Source organism: Alteromonas sp. S015 (assembly GCF_036864485.1).
Classification (GTDB): Bacteria; Pseudomonadota; Gammaproteobacteria; order Enterobacterales; family Alteromonadaceae; genus Alteromonas.
On the sequence record NZ_JAZETO010000004.1, the window covers coordinates 411121 to 430065 of the forward strand.

The window sequence follows — 18945 nt, forward strand, 5'->3', positions numbered from 1 at the left end:
ATATAGAAGATATTTCAACCAATTTCCAACTATGAACATTAAACTCGTTTTATCGTGAAAAAATTACAAGGAATCGTTTGGAACGCGTAATCAAATCACCCGAGAATGAAAATTAGATAGCTAAATCATAAACTTAAAATCGTGCACCCTAGCGGATGATTAGGTACGAATTCTGCACTATCACTTAAATAGATAGAAAGTAGAATAGGTAATACACCATGCAATCAGGAAAGAGTGTTTTTCAACCAGGTCAAAACTGTTGGGTAGAGAGCAAGGCTCGTTTTTCCACTCCTCTAATAGATTGCGGAAACTATTACAAGGCACTGCACAGCTCGATAGTCAAAGCTAAGCACTGTATTTTCATTGTCGGTTGGGATATAGACAGCCGCATTCGTTTGTTGCGAGGCGATGATGAAGCCAATAGCGAAGCTCCCAGCGTAATTAGTGACCTGCTAAAATGGAAAGCTGAGCAAAACCCTGATATCAAAATTTACCTGCTTCGTTGGGATTCTTCTCTCGCCTTTTTTGCGCAGCGTGAAATGTGGGCGAAAGAGGTGTGGGAAGAAAAGACCCCAGATAATGTTCAGACCGAGCTCGACGATACCATTCCGATGGGCGGAAGCCAGCACCAAAAAATTGTAGTTATTGACGATGAAGTGGTGTTCTCAGGTGGGATGGACGTATCAACAAATCGTTGGGATACACGAGATCACCCTGTTGTGTCAGAAGAGCGCGATGGTCCCGACGGCGAGTATGGGCCTCTTCATGATGTACAGATGGTTTCAAGTGGGCCTGTGGTTGCCGACTTCTCTAAATTGGTAAGGTGGAGATGGCAACGCGTTGCAGAAGAGTCTCCCATCGATATTCGTGAAGATGCACGCGTTGATGAAAATGCGCCGCTTCCCGATGCATGGCCTGAAGATTATCCGCCTCTTTTTGAAGACGTAGAATGTGCTCTTGCCCGCACCATCCCGTTTATGGATGAAGTAGAGCCGGCGCAAGAGGTACGCCATATGCTGCTTGACCTTATTGGTGAGGCAGAATCGGTCATTTATATTGAAAATCAGTTCACGACTCGTCAAGAAATTGCTGAGGCGCTTAATAGGCAATTAAAGCTAAAGCCCGAGCTATCGGTCATTATTGTAAGTTCCTACGAACCGAAGGGGAAATTTGAGTGCGAAGCATTTTGGGCTAGCCGCATAGAGTTTAAGGCGATTTTAGAAAAAGGGGTTGACTCCAAACGAGTAAAACTAACTTACTCGTCAATAGAAGACATGCAAGGTCGCAAGGCTTACAAACGTATCCACTCTAAAGTGATGACAATAGATAACAAATATCTCGTTATCGGGTCGTCGAACTTGAGTAATCGCTCAATGACCTTAGACACCGAAATTGACACGGTGTTATTTGGTAATACCAAAGACAATCAAGCGTGTATCGAGCAAGTTAGAAATGATTTACTGGCAGAGCATACCGGGCGCGACATTAATGCAATGCCAGAGGTATTCGACAATGAATACCCAGTTGAAGCATTAATGCAGAATCAGATAGCACACGGCTACGTACTTACCGAAGTCCGTGATGAAGTATTTACCGAACAATCGGTAAAAAACGTCTTCCGCGCATTATCTGACCCTGAAGAGCCGCTCATTTCAGTGCCTACCCTCGATGGAGCAGCATTGCCAGCGCGCAACCCAAGACGCCGCAGCATTATGATTTTAATTGGCCTCGCTATAATTGCCGTTCTGGGCGGGCTTATGTTTTGGGCTAGCCAGTCTATTCCATGGTTAAGTTCTGACAGCATAAATGCCTTTTTGGAAAAAAGCCGGGGGACGTACTTTGCGTTACCGACTGTATTACTGGTTTATGTTGTCGGCGGCGTCTTATTTTTCCCAGTCACAGTGTTGTCTCTTGCTGTAGCTGCTATTTTTGGTCCTATATGGGGACCTATTTACGGCATTATGGGGGCATTAATGAGCTCTGCAATTATGTTTGGAATAGGTAAGGTATCAGGCAACGCGGGCCTTAGGAAAATAGGTGGACCAAAGGTCGCTGCTGTTGACGAAAAGCTAAAGCGTAGTGGAATTGTTGGCGTTGCAGCAATTCGTATGTTGCCTGTAGCACCATTCAGCTTAGTAAATTTGGTTGCGGGTATCTCATCCATTAGCATTTTCCAATTTTTAGTGGGAACTTTTTTAGGTATGTTTCCACCCATGATTGCAAAAGGACTTGTGGGCGATTCGATCGCACAAATTTGGCAGAACCCTTCTATTGAAACCATCAGCTATTTGGTAGGCGGAATCGTTTTATGGGGACTTATGATTTGGGGCTCGCAAAAATTTGCTCGCTATTACCAAGCACGGAAGGAGTCGGCCAGTCAAGATAGTGTAAGTGGCAATGGTGAAAAAGATGAGGTTGAGAAATGTGCCGCATAGTGACCTACAACATTCACAGCGGAATAGGTAGAGACAAAAAGCACGACTATAAACGGGTAGGACAATTTCTCGCAAATAGCGGCGCAGATGTTGTGCTTCTGCAAGAGATGGATACACGGCCCTCTGAACGGAGTACAGCACAGGACGTTAAGGATATCTGCGCCGAAAACACGTTTAAGCTCATTCCGTCCCCCGCCATTAGGGAGTCTGACGGCTGGTATGGTAACGCCATTCTCACTCGCTTTGATGTGACAGCCCACGATACAGTGGATGTTAGTCAAAATGGTCGACAGCCAAGAAATGTTCAGATTGTGGAACTTAAAACAGAAAAGACACCACTTACGGTGGTCAATACACATAAAGGACTAAAAAAGTTAGAGCGCCGCTCACAGTTCTCTTTGCTCCACGAGCACCTTTCTCGTCGACTAAAAGAAAGGCATACGCCTCTCGTATTAGCTGGTGATTTCAATGAGTGGCAGTTTTTTTCAAAAGCCTTTAGAGCACTAAATGAATTGCTCTCGCAGCAGAAAGTAGGGGCAACATTTCCAAGCCACTTTCCTGTATTTGCACTTGATAGAGTGTGGGTGTCTGACGATATCAAAGTGAAAACATGCAGAAGGTTAAAAAGCGCAAAGACACGAATTTTGTCAGATCATTTACCTGTACTTGTTGATATTGAGCTCCCCTACGATAACGGCTGACAAATTGCTGTTACGCATACTCACTACGTTGCTTTTTTCACATCGAGTACGCAATTTAGCTTTACTTTCTTGTTGGCGCAGTGCGTTATGCTGGTCGAGAAATAAAGGAAGAAGCGGCAAACTCTAATGTGCCGCACCAGTGGTTTAGCGCGTTTTCTTGTGCTACTACTTTCCTGACAATATCAATAAACTGACTGTGATCTTGCATTGTCTCGGCACTCTTATTTGTTGCAGCAAGTACAGTGCGCTGCATTTCTGGCTGGGTTATTTTCAATGATGAAACTAAGCCAGACTCTTTTAAATGAAATATCGCAGAGGTAGGGAGAATCATCACCCCTTCTCCCTGCATAACTTGCCTAAGCCCCGTCATAAGTTGTCCAGAGTAAGCTAAGTCATGCTGCAAACTAACACCCGTTGCTTTTTCATAATCAGCAATTAATTGTCCCAATGCGTCTTTGTTACCAGGTGACAGTAAAGGCAATTCACTTATTTCCCAAAACCGGATCGTGGTTTTATCTCGAAGCGTGGCATATTGTTCACACGAAGAGGAAGCAGAAAATACTAAGTGGAGATCTTCTTGAATGAGCGGCGTAACCCGCATGAATTTAGGGTCGACAGCTTGCTGATAAGTAAGCGCAATATCCACTTGGTTTGACTCAAGCCAGTCATTAATGGTGTAAGACGGTCCAGTACTAATTTCGATTTTAAGACTATTATAATTCTTCGTGATTTCGGTGAGCAGCGGTAATGAAAGCACATTACCGATTGACGGTAGCATTCCTATTTTTACAACCTTCTTATGGCCGGTTTGTAAGGCTTCCATCGCCGTTTTTACATTTTCTATTTCCGTTAGTAGCTTTATTGCGTGCTTATAAAAAACTTCGCCCGCCGATGTGAGATTCACGCCCGAAAAGCTTCTTTCGAGCAGCGTCGCCTTCATCTCTCTTTCTAAACTTGCTAACTGCTGGCTAATAGCTGGCTGGGCGATATCTAATGCTCTCGCTGCCGCCGCAATACTGCCTTTGCGTACAGTCATAACAAAATAATGCAGCTGTTTTGAATGCACTAGCCCTCCTCAGTAAGGCGGTGAGTTATAGATCAAGAACGGTGGATGTTTTCGATAGGTTACAGCAACGAATATGCCATTCCATTAAATTATATGAAGCAAAATTGTAAAAATCCGGCAACGGAAACCGGGTGAAAAAATCTCATATTCCCACGAGCTTAAGTCTAATAGCATAAAATTAGCGCTCTGAGAGATAGCTCAATATTTTTCTTATACCCCTGAATAATCTTCTTTCTTCCCGCAACACTAAAGAGTTTTTAGCCTAGTCCTTGTACACGAGTAGCTAGATAACAATAACAGGATGCAGTTCGCATCAAAGTAGTGCTCGTGCGTGCCTAATAAGGGTGCAGATTTAAATAATCAACATCCACAAATTAAGTAGCAATAAGCACGATTGGGAACACAAATGAAACAGAAAAAGCTCCACACTGCAGTACGTTACGCACTTTCCGGATTAACACTTTTCACTACTTCATTGCTTGTACAGGCGCAAGAAGTAACAGAAGAAACCACAGAAGCCAAAGACCTAGAACGCATTGCCGTTGTTGGTGCCCGCGGTGCACCACGTTCAGTAACCAGTTCTCCAGTACCGGTTGATGTACTCACCGCTGAAGACGTTGAGGCTGTCGCTTTTACCGATATGAACAATGTGCTAATGACGCTTGTTCCCTCTTACTCTGTAGGCCGTCAGCCTATTTCCGACGGGGGTACCTTTATTCGTCCGGCAACACTTCGAGGCATGCCTACTGATAAAACGCTTGTTTTAGTCAACTCTAAACGTCGTCACAGAGCTGCCCTTGTTTCAATTGGCGGCTCAGGCACACAGGGACCAGACATTGCAACCATTCCAACAGCAGCAATTCAAAGTGTTGAAGTTCTGCGTGACGGTGCGGCTGCGCAGTACGGCTCAGATGCCATCGCAGGTGTAATCAACTTTCAATTAAAAAATAACACCGAAGGCGGCTCAATTACTGCTGACTACGGGAGCTATTACGAAGGAGACGGCGATCAAATTACCGTTACAGGGAATAAAGGTTTTGCGTTAGGTGACGACGGATTTTTTAGTATTTCCGCTGAGTATTCTGACAGCGAAGCCACCTTTCGTGGTGAGCAATATTGTGAACCATGGTTTTGCGTGGATGACCAGTCAGATGAATACATTGCTGATGCTACCGCTATGGCGAACAGTGTCCATGGTTCAGATGTAGTTCAACCATGGGGGCAGCCAAATACAAGTGGTACTCGCGTTTTCTTCAACGCAGGTTACGCATTATCTAGCGAACTAGAGCTCTATGCATTCGGCAACTATTCAGAAAGTGAGGGTGACGGTTCATTCTATTATCGTTATCCAGGCAATGGCACCATTGAAGACATTCGACTTGAGGACGGTTCAATCTGGAACCCACTTGAGTTCTTCCCCGGTGGTTTCACTCCGCGTTTCTTCGGTGATGTGACTGACTACTCTTTTGTGGGTGGCGTTAAAGGTATGTCGGGTGACCTTACTTACGACATCAGTGGCCGTTACGGAAATAACGAAATCTCTTACACGCTCGCCAATACTATTAACCCGTCTCTTGGCAACGAATCGCCCACTTCCTTCAAGCCGGGAGATCTCACCAACGAAGAAACACAAGTTCAAGCTGACTTCACCTACGACTTAAACCAGTATGTTCTTGCCTTTGGCGCAAGCTATTTAGATGAGTCATACGAAATCACTGAAGGTGAGTTAAGCTCATATTTTGCGGGGCCTTATGCAACGTCTGACCCTTATGGATTTTGTGATGGCACCACAGCCACAGCTGCTGGTTTAGCCGTTATTGCAAACGGTTCTACACTAGACTGTTCAGATCCAGATGATGCCGTTTACACCGTAGTAGGCGTTGGCTCTAACGGATTCCCGGGCTATTCGCCAGACTATTCAGGCTCATATGAACGTGACTCATATGCCGTATATACGGATATCTCCGGTGACATTACTGACGAACTGTTTGCCCAGGCTGCGCTACGTTATGAAGACTATTCTGACTTCGGTTCAGAGGTTGTGTACAAAGTAGCAGGATTTTATCAGTTAAATGATGATGTGGGCATCAGATCGTCTTTCGGCACTGGCTTTAGAGCACCGACTCCAGGTCAGCAAGGCACGACCAACGTATCCACGCGCCTCCCCGATGGCTTTCCTGTAGCAACAGGACTATTCCCTGCTGGCGGCGAAGTAGCACAGGCTCTTGGTGCCAACGAACTTTCACCGGAGAAATCGACAAACTTTACGTTAGGTATGACTGCCAATTATGGTGACTTAACGTTAACGGTTGATTACTACAACATCAAACTTGAAGACCGTCTTTACTCTGTATCTACACGAGATGTGTCCACCACTGTCGTTACCGACCCGCAAGCTGAGGGCTATGATGCATACCAAAACTACCTGGCCCTGGCGAGTGCTAATGTTTCTGGCGCAGAGTCCATCGGTGGTGTGTTCTTCTTCCAAAACGCTTTCGATACTGTAACCGAAGGTGTAGACGTTGTAGCCACCTACAGGATGGAATCGAAGTACGGCGCAACGGTGTTAACCGGCTCTGTGAATTATAACAAAACAGAGTTTGATTCTGATCCAAGCGAGTATCTCGATCCCGAAGATCAATTTGACTTCGAAAATAGCCGTCCAGAAATGCGCGGGGTCTTTTCGATTACCCACAGTTACGACGTGTGGTCCGCTGTAGCTCGTCTTAGCTACTTTGGAGAGTATGAAAATGCAGGAAGTGATGACGGCGTAAACGCAACAAGTATTCAAACTTTTGGTGACGAATATATGTTCGATTTAGAAGGCTCCTACCTGATTAACGAAAACCTCACGCTGTCAGTAGGTGTAAGAAATATCTTCGACAACTATCCAGATGTGAGTACCAACGGCGACGCCTGTTGCGGTGAAGTCTATGACTCTGCCTCGGTCGTTGATTGGCAAGGGGGGTATTACTACACCCGACTTGCCGCCCGTTTCTAATTGGCTCTTTGCAAACACCGACCTATGTCGGTGTTTGTGTATCTAGCCAACTGTATATAAGAAAAACTTAAAGGGTTATTCATGTTTAAAGCTGTTTCATGTGGAGTAAAAGGTAAATGGAAATAGAGCTACTCTGGTTTGTAGTTACTTTATGTATAACTGGTGCCATCGCGGGTATCACAGCCGGCCTGTTTGGTAATGGTGGGGGATTTGTTGTTGTACCCGCTCTTCTCGCAGTTTTTCCGTTTTTTACTCCTCCTTCAGAAGCTCTCGTTAAGGTAGCGATCGGAACTTCTCTGGCATCTATTGTGGTTTCCAGTGCTAGGTCGGTAATGGCACACCGAGCGAAAGGAGCTGTAGATTTTGACATTCTTCGCTCATGGAGTGTTTGGCTTATTCTTGGTGTTGGGGGCGGACTACTCATCGCAAATAATTCCAGTGCCAATGGACTAACGGTGGTGTTTGCCGCAGGTGTTCTACTTTACTCTGTGTACTTCCTCTTTCCTGAGTTCGTTGTAAGACCTGGACTGGTTTTCGATATGCCGAAAGGAGTAGGAAAAGCAATTCTAGCGTTTGTTCTGGGTGGCTTCTCTGCTCTACTTGGTATAGGTGGCGGTACGCCAACCGTAATCACCATGGTGATGTGCCAACGCACCATTCAGCAAGCGGTTGCGACCGCAGCAGGCGTCGGCTTTCTAATTGGTCTTCCGGGTGCCATTGGCTTTTTGTTTATGAAGCACCCTGAGACCGCCGCTTTACCGGCAGGTACTATCGGATACATCAATATTCCTGCACTAGTTGCTATCAGTATTGGTGCAATCTTTACCGCCCCCATTGGGGCAAAAATGGCGCATAACTTCAGTGAAAAGAAACTAAAGCGCTTATTCGGCATTTATCTCGTCATTGTTTCTAGCGCAATGTTTTATAAAGCCATTTAAAAAGGAGACAACCTGTGAGTTTTAACCGTTCAAGACGCTTATTTATGGGCGGCACCGCAGCTGCGTCTACATTAGGCGCGAGTGGCATTAGTAGCCTAGTTAGCGCCCAATCTGTCAGCGCAACCGCTTCCCCATTAACTGTAATGTATGGCCCAAAACCAGGTGTTGCGAAACTCAACGCTAATGAAAACCCATTTGGTCCAAGCCCGAAAGCACTAGAAGCAATCGCGAAAGCTTCTGCGGAAGGCGGGGCTTACTACGCTTATCCCGCTGCTATGACGCTATTAGATATGATTGCTGAACGCTATAGTATCACTCGTAAGCACATATCTTTGAGTGCTGGCTCAAGCCCCATTCTTTCCTACGCTGCCCTTGCTGCCAGCAAAAATGGAAAAATTTTGGGCCCTGATCTATTTTGGGACACCACCTCTAAAGCGCCTGAAAAGCAAGGTGCGCCAGAAATAGTAAGAATCGCTAACACAGCAGATCTTGATATAGACCTTGATGCCATGTATGCCGCTATTGATGATTCAATTGGAATGGTACATATATGTAATCCAAACAACCCCACCGGCAAAGTGCTCGACCCGAACAAGCTTCGCGAATTCTGTATAAAAGCATCTAAAAAAACGCTGGTCTTAGTTGATGAGGCATATAACGAGCTTATCGATGAGCCACCTAAGCATTCAATGATTCCGCTCGTTAAAGCAGGTCATAATGTCATCGTAGCGCGAACCTTCTCAAAGATTTATGGCTTAGCGGGTATGCGCGTAGGCTACTTAATCGCATCAGAGGAAAATACTGAGTGGATTAATCGCTACGGTATGGGCGGCTATACATTGAATCAAGCAGGCCTTGCTGCAGCTATCGCCAGCTATAATGATGATGCCTTTTTAACATTCTCTAAAGAGAAAATTTATGAGGGTAAATCTATAGTTATGGACGCAGTAGAAGCCAATGGATTGACAGCGCTACCTTCTAGTACTAACTTTATTTTTGTTAATCTAGGTGACGGTAATGCCGAGTACTTCCGTCAAGCCATGGCTGAACAGAACGTGCTGATTAGAGGAATCTACCGTACGTACAACAATTGGTCTCGCGTAAGTATGGGGAAAATTGGCGACGTAAAACGCTACGTTGATGCCATGCCTAGAGCTCTTGAAAAAATGTACACTATGCAAAACACTTAACAGTTAGGGTGTGCATTGTCGGTCAGTGCACACCTTTCTACTTATAGCCCCACACTTTCTACTACTTACACTTTTACGCGACGAATCATTTTCAACTAAAAGTCTAATACGCATAAAAGTCACTTCTGTCATATACTCATTTTAAAGCGCCACTGCTCAAAGAATACGCGGTTTGGAAAATTTTTACAGTATTGTTGCAGTAACGCTAAAGTTGCACATACTTTACTAAAAAGGCATCGCACTAAATGCCGTCTAGGAGGCTGTAAATGTCAATTTCTGTATTAGTAGCTGATGACTCTAAGTTGTCGAGGCGTAGTGTGATTCGGTCACTTCCTCAAGATTTAGAGTATGACATCACCGAAGCAACAAACGGTCAAGAAGCCATTAACGCTTTGTCAGAAAGTGAATTTGCATTGGTTCTTCTAGACCTAACCATGCCAGAAGTTGACGGCGTTGGCGTGTTGGAATTCTTGCACCGAAGACCCAACCCCCCGAATGTAATTGTGATCAGCGCTGACTTTCAGCCAGAAAAACAAAAAATTGTAATGTCTTTGGGGGCAAAACGTTTTTTACGCAAGCCGCTTGATAAAGAAGAATTAGCAATGTCATTGTTTGAATTGGGGTATCTATGAGCATTGTACTACCACTAGACGAAGAGCAAAGAGATGCCCTTCAAGAACTCCTAAATATTTCCATGGGGCAAGCAGCTAACTCTCTTGCGCAATTAATTGAAACCAAAATCGATATTTCTATCCCAAAAATTTCAGCGGTTACTCCCACCCAGCTTTATAGCCTCTTATTTGAAACCGAAGACGCCTTTTATACTCGTCAGTCTTTTTTAGGGGACGTACACGGTGAAGTTATGTCTGTGCTTTCTCAAGCTGGATTGAGTGAGGTCGCTACATTAATGGATTACGATGAACCGTTAAGCAAAGAAGATATTCAAGAGATCATACTGGAGCTATGTAACATTCTGGCTGGAGCGTGTTTGGCAGGTCTTTCCGATCAGTTGGAGCTTGCCACTAACCTGAATATGCCCACGTTATTTTTGCCCGACAAAGCGAACTTCGATGAGTTGCAATGGCAGCACAGCTTGGTGATGGAAGTGCAGTTTATTATCGCGATCTCGTCATTTAGTATGCGCGTTGTTTTCTGCTTAGACGATGAATCTCTTGCACGCATGAAAGATACATTGGATGAGTTACTCGCATAATGTTTGAACAGCTGGTAGGTAAATTACCTGTCGGAATTGGTATAGTCGACGAGAACTTTAAGGTTGTTTATCTGAACGACTTCTTTTTAGATAGGCTTCCTTACAATATGCGCGACTGCTATAAAGAAACGCCAGTCGTTGAGTTATTTCAAGGACAAGGTAAGTTTCTTAAACGAAGGCTAAAGTCAGTATTTGTCCTGCAGCACCCAAGTTTTAGCTATTGGGAACAACGCCCCCACATTTTTCCGTTTAAGAGCTCTCGCCCTATAACGGGTGAAGAAACCCAGATGTACCAAAATATGGAAATTTTGCCCATAAAAGACAAGAACACGGGGCAAAAGTTGGCGTGTATTTTTTTACAAGATGTGACCGCCCAAGCCAGCTATTTTAGAGCACAGCAAAAACTTTCAGAAGCACTTAAGAAAGAACACGAAGCGCAAAAAAAGTTAATTCGCAAACTCGACACCGCACAAAGCCAGCTTATTCAAGCTGAGAAAATGGCCTCTACTGGCCAGCTCGCGGCGGGGATCGCCCACGAGATAAATAATCCTATTGGTTTTGTGAATGCTAACCTCAATACACTTGAACAATACGCGTCTCACCTTATAGCAATCTGTGATGGCGTCCAAGGGCAACTCGAATACTTCACCGACGAACTTAAAGAGCAGATCGACGCGCTGTTTGAGTCTAATCACTACGACTTGCTGAAAGACGACATCACTGAGTTAATTGGCGAGTCTACCGATGGCCTTACCCGCGTAAAAGACATCGTCGAAAACCTCAAAAACTTCTCGCTGGAAACCACCGAAGGCGTGCAGATAGTCGATATATGCGCCGTATGCCGCCAGCTAATCACGCTTATTTCCGCCCAGTACAGCGCGCCCCAATATAAATTTGAATGTGAGCATGAGAAAGTGGAGGTAATGGGAAACCCTGGACCGTTGAAACAGGCGCTCATGAACGTCATGATAAACGCTGCTCAAGCCATAAAAGATAAGGGTTTCATTAAGCTTACGGTGCTCAATTCACCCAAGTCGGTGACTATCAAAATACTGGACTCGGGTTGCGGTATTCCAACAAAACATTTAAAGCGCGTTTTTGAACCCTTCTTTACTACAAAACCCGAAGGGCAAGGCCAAGGCCTGGGCCTTTCTGTGGCTTACACCGCCATCGAACAACATCACGGTAAAATATCTATTAGCAGCAAAGAGGCAAAAGGAACCGTGGTAGAGATCACCATTCCGAAACAGCCTGCAGCACAAGCACCCTCTAGCGAAGGTGATGAAGAGAATAAAGAGAATGAAGCGGAAAGTCTAAAATTCGGATAGCCTAGTTCAGAGTGAGAAGTTGGTAATCCTCACTGTGTTTTTATGTCTTCTGACTGAACTAACCAGCAAGCTTTTTTACTTCACAGGCTTTAAATGTATACACCCCCTTGCTGTTTAACGTCCGCGAAATAGCCCCTTCGTTAAGCAAGTAATTAAGATGAGACAAACACTCTGCAACTGCAAACACCATGTTTCGGCTTGAAAGCTTGCGCTTAAACATAACTGGTAATAGCTCTACGACCGTTTGAGGTTGCTCGCACGCATTTAACAGTGCTTTTAGGTGCTCTTGATGATGAGCAATAAGCGAATCTACTCGCTCATGTAGGCCGATAAAGGGAAGCTTGTGAGCGGGTAAGACTGTCGTATCTTTCGGCAAGCTTTTAAATTGCGGCAGTGTGCTAAGGTAGTCGTCTAAGGTGTTGGCGTCAGGCTCTGTTGAGTAGGCGCCAATGTTAGGCGTGATAATCGGCAAAATATGATCGCCTGATATGAGAATATTTTTTTGCTTATTGTAAAGGCACGCATGCTCTGGAGAGTGGCCGCGACCAATGATGACCTGCCATTCGTTATCACCAAGCGATAGCGTCATACCCTGTTTTAGACGGGTGTAGCTAATGGGTAGTGGTGATACCACGCTACTGTAGCCATTGCCCTCGCCAGAAGTAAGCTTGTCGATCATTGATTTGTCCAAACCTGCTCGCTGGTAATATTGCACATCCCGTTCATTAGTTGCGCCATTTCTTCCTGCCGCAAACGCGCGAGCAGTAAAGTACTCAGTTTGAGACATGTAAAAGGGAACGTTATACGTGTCGGCTATCCAACCGGCTAACCCCACATGATCAGGGTGTAAGTGCGTAACAATAACACTTACGATAGGTCCGTCTAATTGCTTGAATATTCTCTCCCATAGAGACTTGGTGGTAGACGTTCCTATACCAGTATCAATGACTACCCAACCGCCTTCACCGCGGATCAGATACAAATTAATGTGGTCAAGTTCAAATGGAAGCGGCATTGTCAGCCAAAGTACTCCATCGGCCACTTCTATTAGCTCGCCCGGCTCTACCTGTTTATCAAATAGATATTCCATATCGCCCTCACCTTTTCTATTGTGCATGGTCTAACCTGCACAAAGACTATACGTTTTCGTTGTAACTCGCGCTGCTTACAAAAACAAACATATCTGTCGAATAGAGATCTATAGGAGTCGGTGATAACAAACGTTATACTAAGCCAAATGCCGATTCTCGTGCACTGAGGTAGCGCATTTTTATTGCGCCTTTGTGCCAGTCATAGAACAGATAATGGTAATGCGAGTTTATAAAACGTATACGCCCATGAGACTAATTAAAGAAATTAACGTCAACAAAGCCGGTTAGTAAATCAGATTCATGTCAGCCTCAACAATACAACAGGGGTTTATACTCAATAAAAGTACGTTTACCCGGCGAGGCAAGGTTTATGTTGAGCTATGGGTAAAAACGCCCAGTAGCACCGCTAGGTTAATTTCTTCACCCCAATACCCCACCTGCTTTGTATCAGTAGATCACGCGAATGATTTACGCAATATAGCCGAGCGTATTTCAGCAAAGATCAGTATTTCAGATGACGGATTTCACACGCTGGAACAAGTTCCTGTTGCGACAGTAAAAACTGCAACCGAATCACACATGCATCAGCTTCGCCAGCATGCGCAGGAAAGCAGCATTATATTGTACGAAGCTGATATACGCGTTGCCGACCGCTACTTAATGGAGCGCTTTGTGTATGGCGCGGTGGAATTTCTGGCACCTCAGCCTTTAGAGCATACGTCGCAGATTGTTATAGAGAATGCGCAAATCAGGCCTTGCCAATTCAGAACCACGTTTACATCGCTAAGCATAGATATCGAATGCAATGAGCATGAAGAACTGTTTAGCATTGCGCTAGCAGGCGAAGGACTCAACGTTGTGCTGCTTGTATGCCCGCCACGTTTTATTGGGCAAACATTGCAGGGACAAGAAGACAGCGCATATGAGCTCATTACCGTTGAATCAGAAAAGGCACTGCTAGAAGCATTTTTTGCCTATTTTACATCCTACGACCCAGACATCATTTTAGGGTGGAACGTTAAGCAGTTCGATATGGCGATACTTGAGCGCCGCGCTCGTGCGAATGCGCTTAAATATGCCATCGGCCGGCACGAACGAGAGGCATCTGTAAGACAGTGGGAAGATCAAACCCTGGTTGATGTACCAGGACGATGCGTGATTGATGGGATCGAAGCACTAAAAACAATGACTTATCAATTCGAGTCGTTCTCGCTTGATCACGTTTCTGAAGTACTGCTTGGCGAAAATAAGCTTATTCAAGCTGCCGATAAGCTTGAAGCGATAAAGCGTCTGTATCATAGTGACCCCGTTGTACTCGCCAACTATAACTTCAAGGATACTGAACTGGTTAACCGCATTCAGGATAAAACCCAGTTTATCGATTTTTTAGCGTTGCGTAGTATTCTTACCGGCCTGGATATGAGTCGTCCCGGAGGCTCAGTGGCCGCGTTTTTAAATGTGTACTTGCCTAAGCTTCACCGCAAGTCTTATGTGGCGGGGGTTAGACCTGAAAATGGAGGCTTGGCTAGTCCGGGTGGTTATGTCATGCGTTCCCAGCCAGGTTTATATAAGGACGTTTTAGTCCTCGATTTTAAGAGCCTTTATCCTTCCATAATTCGCACTTTCAAAATCGATCCGTTGGGGCTTGCAGAAGGGCTTAAGTATCCGGACTCTTCGATAGAAGGGTTTAAAGGCGCAGTATTTAGTCGTGAATCTCATTTTCTGCCTTCGATCATTGAAAACCTATGGCTTCAGCGCGACGAGGCGAAAAAACAGAAAGACGCACCGCGCTCTCAGGCCATAAAAATATTAATGAACTCCTTCTATGGTGTCCTTGGTAGTGGCGGCTGTCCCTTCTACGATCCTCGCCTGGCTAGCTCTATTACGCTGCGGGGTCATGAGATCATGCAAACCACTGCGGGTTGGATTGAAGAACTAGGCTATACGGTTATTTACGGTGATACCGACTCAACATTTGTTCATGTAGAAGGGAATGATGCACTGGGTTCGCCGTCAGAAACTGGACTTGAGCTAGCTAGCATTATTAATCGAAAGTGGACTGAGTTACTAAAAAGTGAGTTCGACATTGAATGCCACTTAGAAATTGAGTTTGAATCTCACTTTTCTACGTTTTTTATGCCGACGATCCGAGGCTCTTCCGAAGGCAGCAAAAAACGTTACGCAGGAATGAAAGGCGGTGAACTTGTCTTTAAAGGCTTAGAAAATGTCCGCTCTGATTGGACGATACTAGCTAAAACCTTTCAGTACGAGCTGTATAAAAAAGTGTTCACTGGACAGCCTGTTGAAGACTACATAAATAGCACGATAGCCGCGATAAGATCCGGTGAAATGGACCACGCTTTGATATATAAAAAGCGCCTTCGAAAGCCTTTGTCGTCGTATACAAAGTCGCTGCCTCCCCACGTAAGGGCAGCTCGATTAGCGGATGAGCAGTATAAAGAACAGGGATTACCACTTCGCTATCAGTTTAATACTACTATTGCCTATGTCATTACAGTACAAGGCCCTCAAACCGTCGAAACCGCAACGGCCCCCCTTCAATACGATCACTATATTGAAAAGCAAATCCAACCCATTGCCGATAGCATCTTGCCTCTTATTGGCCTACAGTTTGAGACAATAGCGAACGATCAACTCTCACTGTTTTAGTATCTTTAACAGGGTCTTACCTAAACATGATGTCCACTTAAGTTTGACGTATGAAGATCTTGCAAACACTGCGACAATTTAACATAGCAATAACATTAAAATCCTCGCCTTAAATTTTTATTACGCCATTAAATCAGTTAGTTATGCATTTGGCACATTCAATGAATAATGAATTACGTAAGTCATTAGCGGTGTCAGGTTGAAACTTACAATCTGCACCTGTGTTGAGGTCTGTGGACCTAGTGGTTAGGGCAATTGAGCGCCCAAGTTCACTGTAAAAGCCAGAAGGAATTTGATTATGAAGATCACAAAACTAAGTATGATTACCAGCGCTGTTATTGCTGCAACACTATCTGCTTCAGCAGTAGCAGGCCACCACGAGGAGAAGATCTCGATGGGATTTAGCGCAATGGATAAAGATGGGAACGGCTATATCGTCGGTTCTGAGTCTTCTGGCGTTATTGACAATAAGCTTCTCGCAAAAATGGATACCGATGGTGATAGCATGATAAGCCGTGTTGAATTCAACAAGTTTGTTGATGAAAAGCCATCAATGTTTAGCGACGACATCATTACTCAGGTGAAAACTGAAGGCACCAATGACGCTTTACTCTCGGAAAAGGGCAACCCTGAATTATTCTCTAAAGCTGACGGTGAGATGATATCAGAGAAGAATAAGGAGCTTCGCACCGAGATGTCAGCTACAGCCGACAATAAGTTTACTGAAATCGATGTAGACAGCGACGGTAAGCTTACAGCCGAGGAGTTAAAAGTTGCACATGTCGAAGGTGACTTTGAGATGATAGATGAAAATGGCGATTCATACGTTACCCGTATGGAATATCGTGCATACTTCGAAGGTATTGAGTCTGAATAGACGCTCACCACTCGTAAAATAAAAATTTTTAGGAAGCCTCCTTCGTCGGAGGCTTTTTTCTTTCTTTAAAGTCGAGATAATTTTCTTTAGACATCAAGTACATTGTCACTTTTAGTTATTACTCTCCTTTCAGCGTGTACGACGAGTCACACGAATCCATCGTTGAATAACGCCATATACGACTAACATCTTGTCGACAAAACCCGTTTGCAACAATATTGTTAATAAAGATTGAATTATTTGTTTTATTCGTTGTGTATTCAGCATTTACTGCAATTGTTGCCATTGGTTATTTGGAACCAAAAGCCGAAACAGCCAACTCTATTATTTATATATAAATCAGATGCGTACGCGCATGGAGGCAAGATATTATGGAATCAAAATTTACACCGAACTCCTTACTCCCTCTTCAGAAAAGTGAGTTTACTGGCTCTGATGACGCTGAACTGACGTCGCTCACTATCAGTCAGTATTTCAAAAATGTTGTCGACAATTACGGCGATAATCCAGCGATAATTGTAAAACATCAAGACGTTAGCTGGACCTATCAGCAGTATTGGTATGAAGTAGAGCGTGTTGCTTGCGGCTTAATTGCAAACGGTGTAATACCCGGAGACCGCGTAGGTATATGGTCTCCGAACAATATTGAATGGTCGATCGTACAGATGGCCACTGCGCGAATCGGGGCGATCATGGTATGCCTGAACCCAGCTTATCGTCCTGATGAATTAGCGTTTGCCATTAATAACGTTGCCGTAAAATACTTAGTCATGGCACAGTCATTCAAGCAGTCAAATTACGTCGCCATGTTGAAAGAGCTTGCGCCAGAAATAGACAGCCAAGATAAGAACACACCAAAGCGTCCTCTAACGCTTGCTAAGTTGCCTTCACTTAAATATGTATACACTATTGGCGATAAGCCTGTAGAAGGATTACAGGCTTTTTCTGCATTGCAATTAGAACCAACGGAAGCGCTTAAATCTCAGTTGGAGGCCGTTGAATCGAACCTTAGCGCGGATGATAACATCAATATTCAGTTTACCTCCGGCACCACGGGAAATCCGAAAGGCGCAACGTTAACGCACCGAAACATTCTAAATAACGGGTTATTAGTATCACAAGCAATGAGGTTCACGCACAAAGACAAACTTTGTATTCCCGTACCGCTTTATCACTGCTTTGGAATGGTCTTGGGCAACTTAGTTTGCTTAGCATCGGGTGCATGCGCAGTATTCCCCGGGGAGTCATTCGACCCTGAGACAACACTCCGTACAGTAGAAGAAGAAAAGTGCACGGGATTACATGGCGTACCAACCATGTTTATTGCCGAGCTCGAACTATCCAACTTCAAGAGCTTTGATCTATCAACACTAAGAACCGGCGTTATGGCTGGTAGTACCTGTCCTGAAGAGCTAATGCGAAAAGTTCATAGTGAATTTCATATGACTGAAGTCGTCATAGGCTATGGCCAAACAGAATGCAGCCCTATCAACCATATCACTGATATTGATTCTCCGTTTGAAAAACAGGTCAAAACCGTAGGACGAGCCATGCCCCATACAGAAGTGAGAATCATAGATCCCCAAGGCAATACGGTGCCTATTGGAGAACCGGGTGAGATTTGCGCGAGAGGCTACTGTGTAATGAAAGGTTATTGGGGTGATGAGGTTAAGACGAAAGCCACCATAGACGATGAAGGTTGGCTCCATTCTGGTGATCTCGGAGAAATGGACTGTGAAGGCTATGTCACTATTGTTGGCAGAATTAAAGACATGATCATTCGCGGTGGCGAGAACATTTATCCACGAGAAATTGAAGAAGTCTTGTATCAACATGCGGATGTGTCAGACGCCGCTGTCTTTGGTATTCCTGACAACAAATATGGCGAGCAAGTATGCCTATGGATTAAAGCAAAGGAAAATCGACATATAGATGAACAGCAAATACGCGACTACTTAAAATCTAAGCTTGCCTATTTTAAAGTGCCCAAGTACATCAGCGTAGTGAAAGAGTATCCCATGACGGTAACAGGGAAACTTCAGAAGTTTAAAATGCGCGAATACATGATAGAAACCCTGAAGAAGCAAGCTCTATAAACCGAATCATAATCCCACCCAATAGTGGGGTCAGAGTACTTTTTAAAAGATAACGCTTTAAAGCACTCTGACCCTACATTCGTATTTCCAACGATTGCACCTAAGCTACAGTCTGTACCTATTTACCATATCGTCAAACTATTTCCTAAAGAGATAAAAACCACGTTTTGTTTAGGTAGCCTGCAATAAAGGGGTCAGAGTACATTTCTCTGATTTAGCGGCACTGGGGGTAAGGGAATGAATATGTTCTGATGTTTAAAGTAATAAAGTACTCTGACCCCAATTTGAGGTGTTGCTGGGGGAGTGCGGATTAATGTACTCTGACCCCATTTTTTTTCT

At 44.5% G+C, this 18945-nt stretch carries 13 protein-coding genes; 11 read left to right on the top strand and 2 right to left on the bottom strand.

The features are described from left to right. The first annotated feature begins 218 nt into the window (after positions 1 to 218). Positions 219 to 2435 carry a VTT domain-containing protein gene (locus V7R42_RS10440; RefSeq protein WP_334020122.1) on the top strand — a complete coding sequence of 739 codons (2217 nt, stop codon included), beginning with the start codon at positions 219 to 221 and terminating at the stop codon, positions 2433 to 2435. Next, positions 2423 to 3136: an endonuclease/exonuclease/phosphatase family protein gene (locus V7R42_RS10445; RefSeq protein WP_334020123.1), complete on the top strand. Its 714-nt coding sequence runs from the start codon at positions 2423 to 2425 to the stop codon at positions 3134 to 3136. Before V7R42_RS10440 ends, V7R42_RS10445 begins: the two co-directional genes overlap by 13 nt. A gap of 85 nt (positions 3137 to 3221) precedes the next feature. Here the strand turns inward: V7R42_RS10445 and V7R42_RS10450 are convergent, their stop codons facing one another. Beyond that, positions 3222 to 4202 carry a LysR family transcriptional regulator gene (locus V7R42_RS10450; RefSeq protein WP_334020124.1) on the bottom strand — a complete coding sequence of 327 codons (981 nt, stop codon included), beginning with the start codon at positions 4200 to 4202 and terminating at the stop codon, positions 3222 to 3224. A gap of 406 nt (positions 4203 to 4608) precedes the next feature. Between V7R42_RS10450 and V7R42_RS10455 the strand changes: the two genes are divergently transcribed. The 6 genes from V7R42_RS10455 (at position 4609) to V7R42_RS10480 (ending at position 11872) form a co-directional block, all read left to right on the top strand. Then, positions 4609 to 7203: a TonB-dependent receptor plug domain-containing protein gene (locus V7R42_RS10455; RefSeq protein WP_334020126.1), complete on the top strand. Its 2595-nt coding sequence runs from the start codon at positions 4609 to 4611 to the stop codon at positions 7201 to 7203. Between the two features lie 116 nt (positions 7204 to 7319). After that, a complete protein-coding gene (locus V7R42_RS10460) occupies positions 7320 to 8141 on the top strand; it encodes a sulfite exporter TauE/SafE family protein (RefSeq protein WP_334020127.1) in 822 nt (273 codons plus the stop codon). A gap of 14 nt (positions 8142 to 8155) precedes the next feature. Continuing rightward, positions 8156 to 9331 carry a pyridoxal phosphate-dependent aminotransferase gene (locus tag V7R42_RS10465; RefSeq protein WP_334020128.1) on the top strand — a complete coding sequence of 392 codons (1176 nt, stop codon included), beginning with the start codon at positions 8156 to 8158 and terminating at the stop codon, positions 9329 to 9331. A 266-nt stretch (positions 9332 to 9597) separates the two neighbouring features. Beyond that, positions 9598 to 9963, top strand: a complete 366-nt coding sequence (locus tag V7R42_RS10470) for a response regulator (protein ID WP_334020129.1) — start codon at positions 9598 to 9600, stop codon at positions 9961 to 9963. Next, entirely contained in the window at positions 9960 to 10544 is a 585-nt protein-coding gene (locus V7R42_RS10475; protein WP_334020130.1) for a chemotaxis protein CheX, read from the top strand. The genes V7R42_RS10470 and V7R42_RS10475 overlap by 4 nt, the downstream gene beginning before the upstream one ends. Continuing rightward, the gene (locus tag V7R42_RS10480) at positions 10544 to 11872 is read left to right on the top strand and encodes a sensor histidine kinase (RefSeq protein ID WP_334020131.1); all 1329 of its coding nucleotides are present in this window, start codon (positions 10544 to 10546) and stop codon (positions 11870 to 11872) included. Before V7R42_RS10475 ends, V7R42_RS10480 begins: the two co-directional genes overlap by 1 nt. A gap of 58 nt (positions 11873 to 11930) precedes the next feature. On the opposite strand, the gene V7R42_RS10485 is transcribed toward V7R42_RS10480, so the two are convergent. After that, a complete protein-coding gene (locus tag V7R42_RS10485) occupies positions 11931 to 12962 on the bottom strand; it encodes an MBL fold metallo-hydrolase (RefSeq protein WP_334020146.1) in 1032 nt (343 codons plus the stop codon). A 301-nt stretch (positions 12963 to 13263) separates the two neighbouring features. On the opposite strand from V7R42_RS10485, the gene V7R42_RS10490 reads away from it, so the two are divergent. The 3 genes from V7R42_RS10490 (at position 13264) to V7R42_RS10500 (ending at position 18606) form a co-directional block, all read left to right on the top strand. Further along, entirely contained in the window at positions 13264 to 15633 is a 2370-nt protein-coding gene (locus V7R42_RS10490; RefSeq protein ID WP_334020132.1) for a DNA polymerase II, read from the top strand. A 298-nt stretch (positions 15634 to 15931) separates the two neighbouring features. Continuing rightward, positions 15932 to 16510, top strand: a complete 579-nt coding sequence (locus V7R42_RS10495; protein ID WP_334020134.1) for an EF-hand domain-containing protein — start codon at positions 15932 to 15934, stop codon at positions 16508 to 16510. Between the two features lie 368 nt (positions 16511 to 16878). Continuing rightward, positions 16879 to 18606: an AMP-binding protein gene (locus tag V7R42_RS10500; protein WP_334020147.1), complete on the top strand. Its 1728-nt coding sequence runs from the start codon at positions 16879 to 16881 to the stop codon at positions 18604 to 18606. Positions 18607 to 18945: the final 339 nt, after the last annotated feature.

Excerpts from the sequence above, each read along its gene's own strand:
- V7R42_RS10440 (WP_334020122.1), top strand. The coding sequence starts at position 219 with ATGCAATCAGGAAAGAGTGTTTTTCAACCAGGTCAAAACTGTTGGGTA.
- V7R42_RS10445 (WP_334020123.1), top strand. The coding sequence starts at position 2,423 with ATGTGCCGCATAGTGACCTACAACATTCACAGCGGAATAGGTAGAGAC.
- V7R42_RS10455 (WP_334020126.1), top strand. The coding sequence starts at position 4,609 with ATGAAACAGAAAAAGCTCCACACTGCAGTACGTTACGCACTTTCCGGA.
- V7R42_RS10460 (WP_334020127.1), top strand. The coding sequence starts at position 7,320 with ATGGAAATAGAGCTACTCTGGTTTGTAGTTACTTTATGTATAACTGGT.
- V7R42_RS10470 (WP_334020129.1), top strand. The coding sequence starts at position 9,598 with ATGTCAATTTCTGTATTAGTAGCTGATGACTCTAAGTTGTCGAGGCGT.
- V7R42_RS10475 (WP_334020130.1), top strand. The coding sequence starts at position 9,960 with ATGAGCATTGTACTACCACTAGACGAAGAGCAAAGAGATGCCCTTCAA.
- V7R42_RS10480 (WP_334020131.1), top strand. The coding sequence starts at position 10,544 with ATGTTTGAACAGCTGGTAGGTAAATTACCTGTCGGAATTGGTATAGTC.
- V7R42_RS10485 (WP_334020146.1), bottom strand. The coding sequence starts at position 12,962 with ATGGAATATCTATTTGATAAACAGGTAGAGCCGGGCGAGCTAATAGAA.
- V7R42_RS10490 (WP_334020132.1), top strand. The coding sequence starts at position 13,264 with ATGTCAGCCTCAACAATACAACAGGGGTTTATACTCAATAAAAGTACG.
- V7R42_RS10495 (WP_334020134.1), top strand. The coding sequence starts at position 15,932 with ATGAAGATCACAAAACTAAGTATGATTACCAGCGCTGTTATTGCTGCA.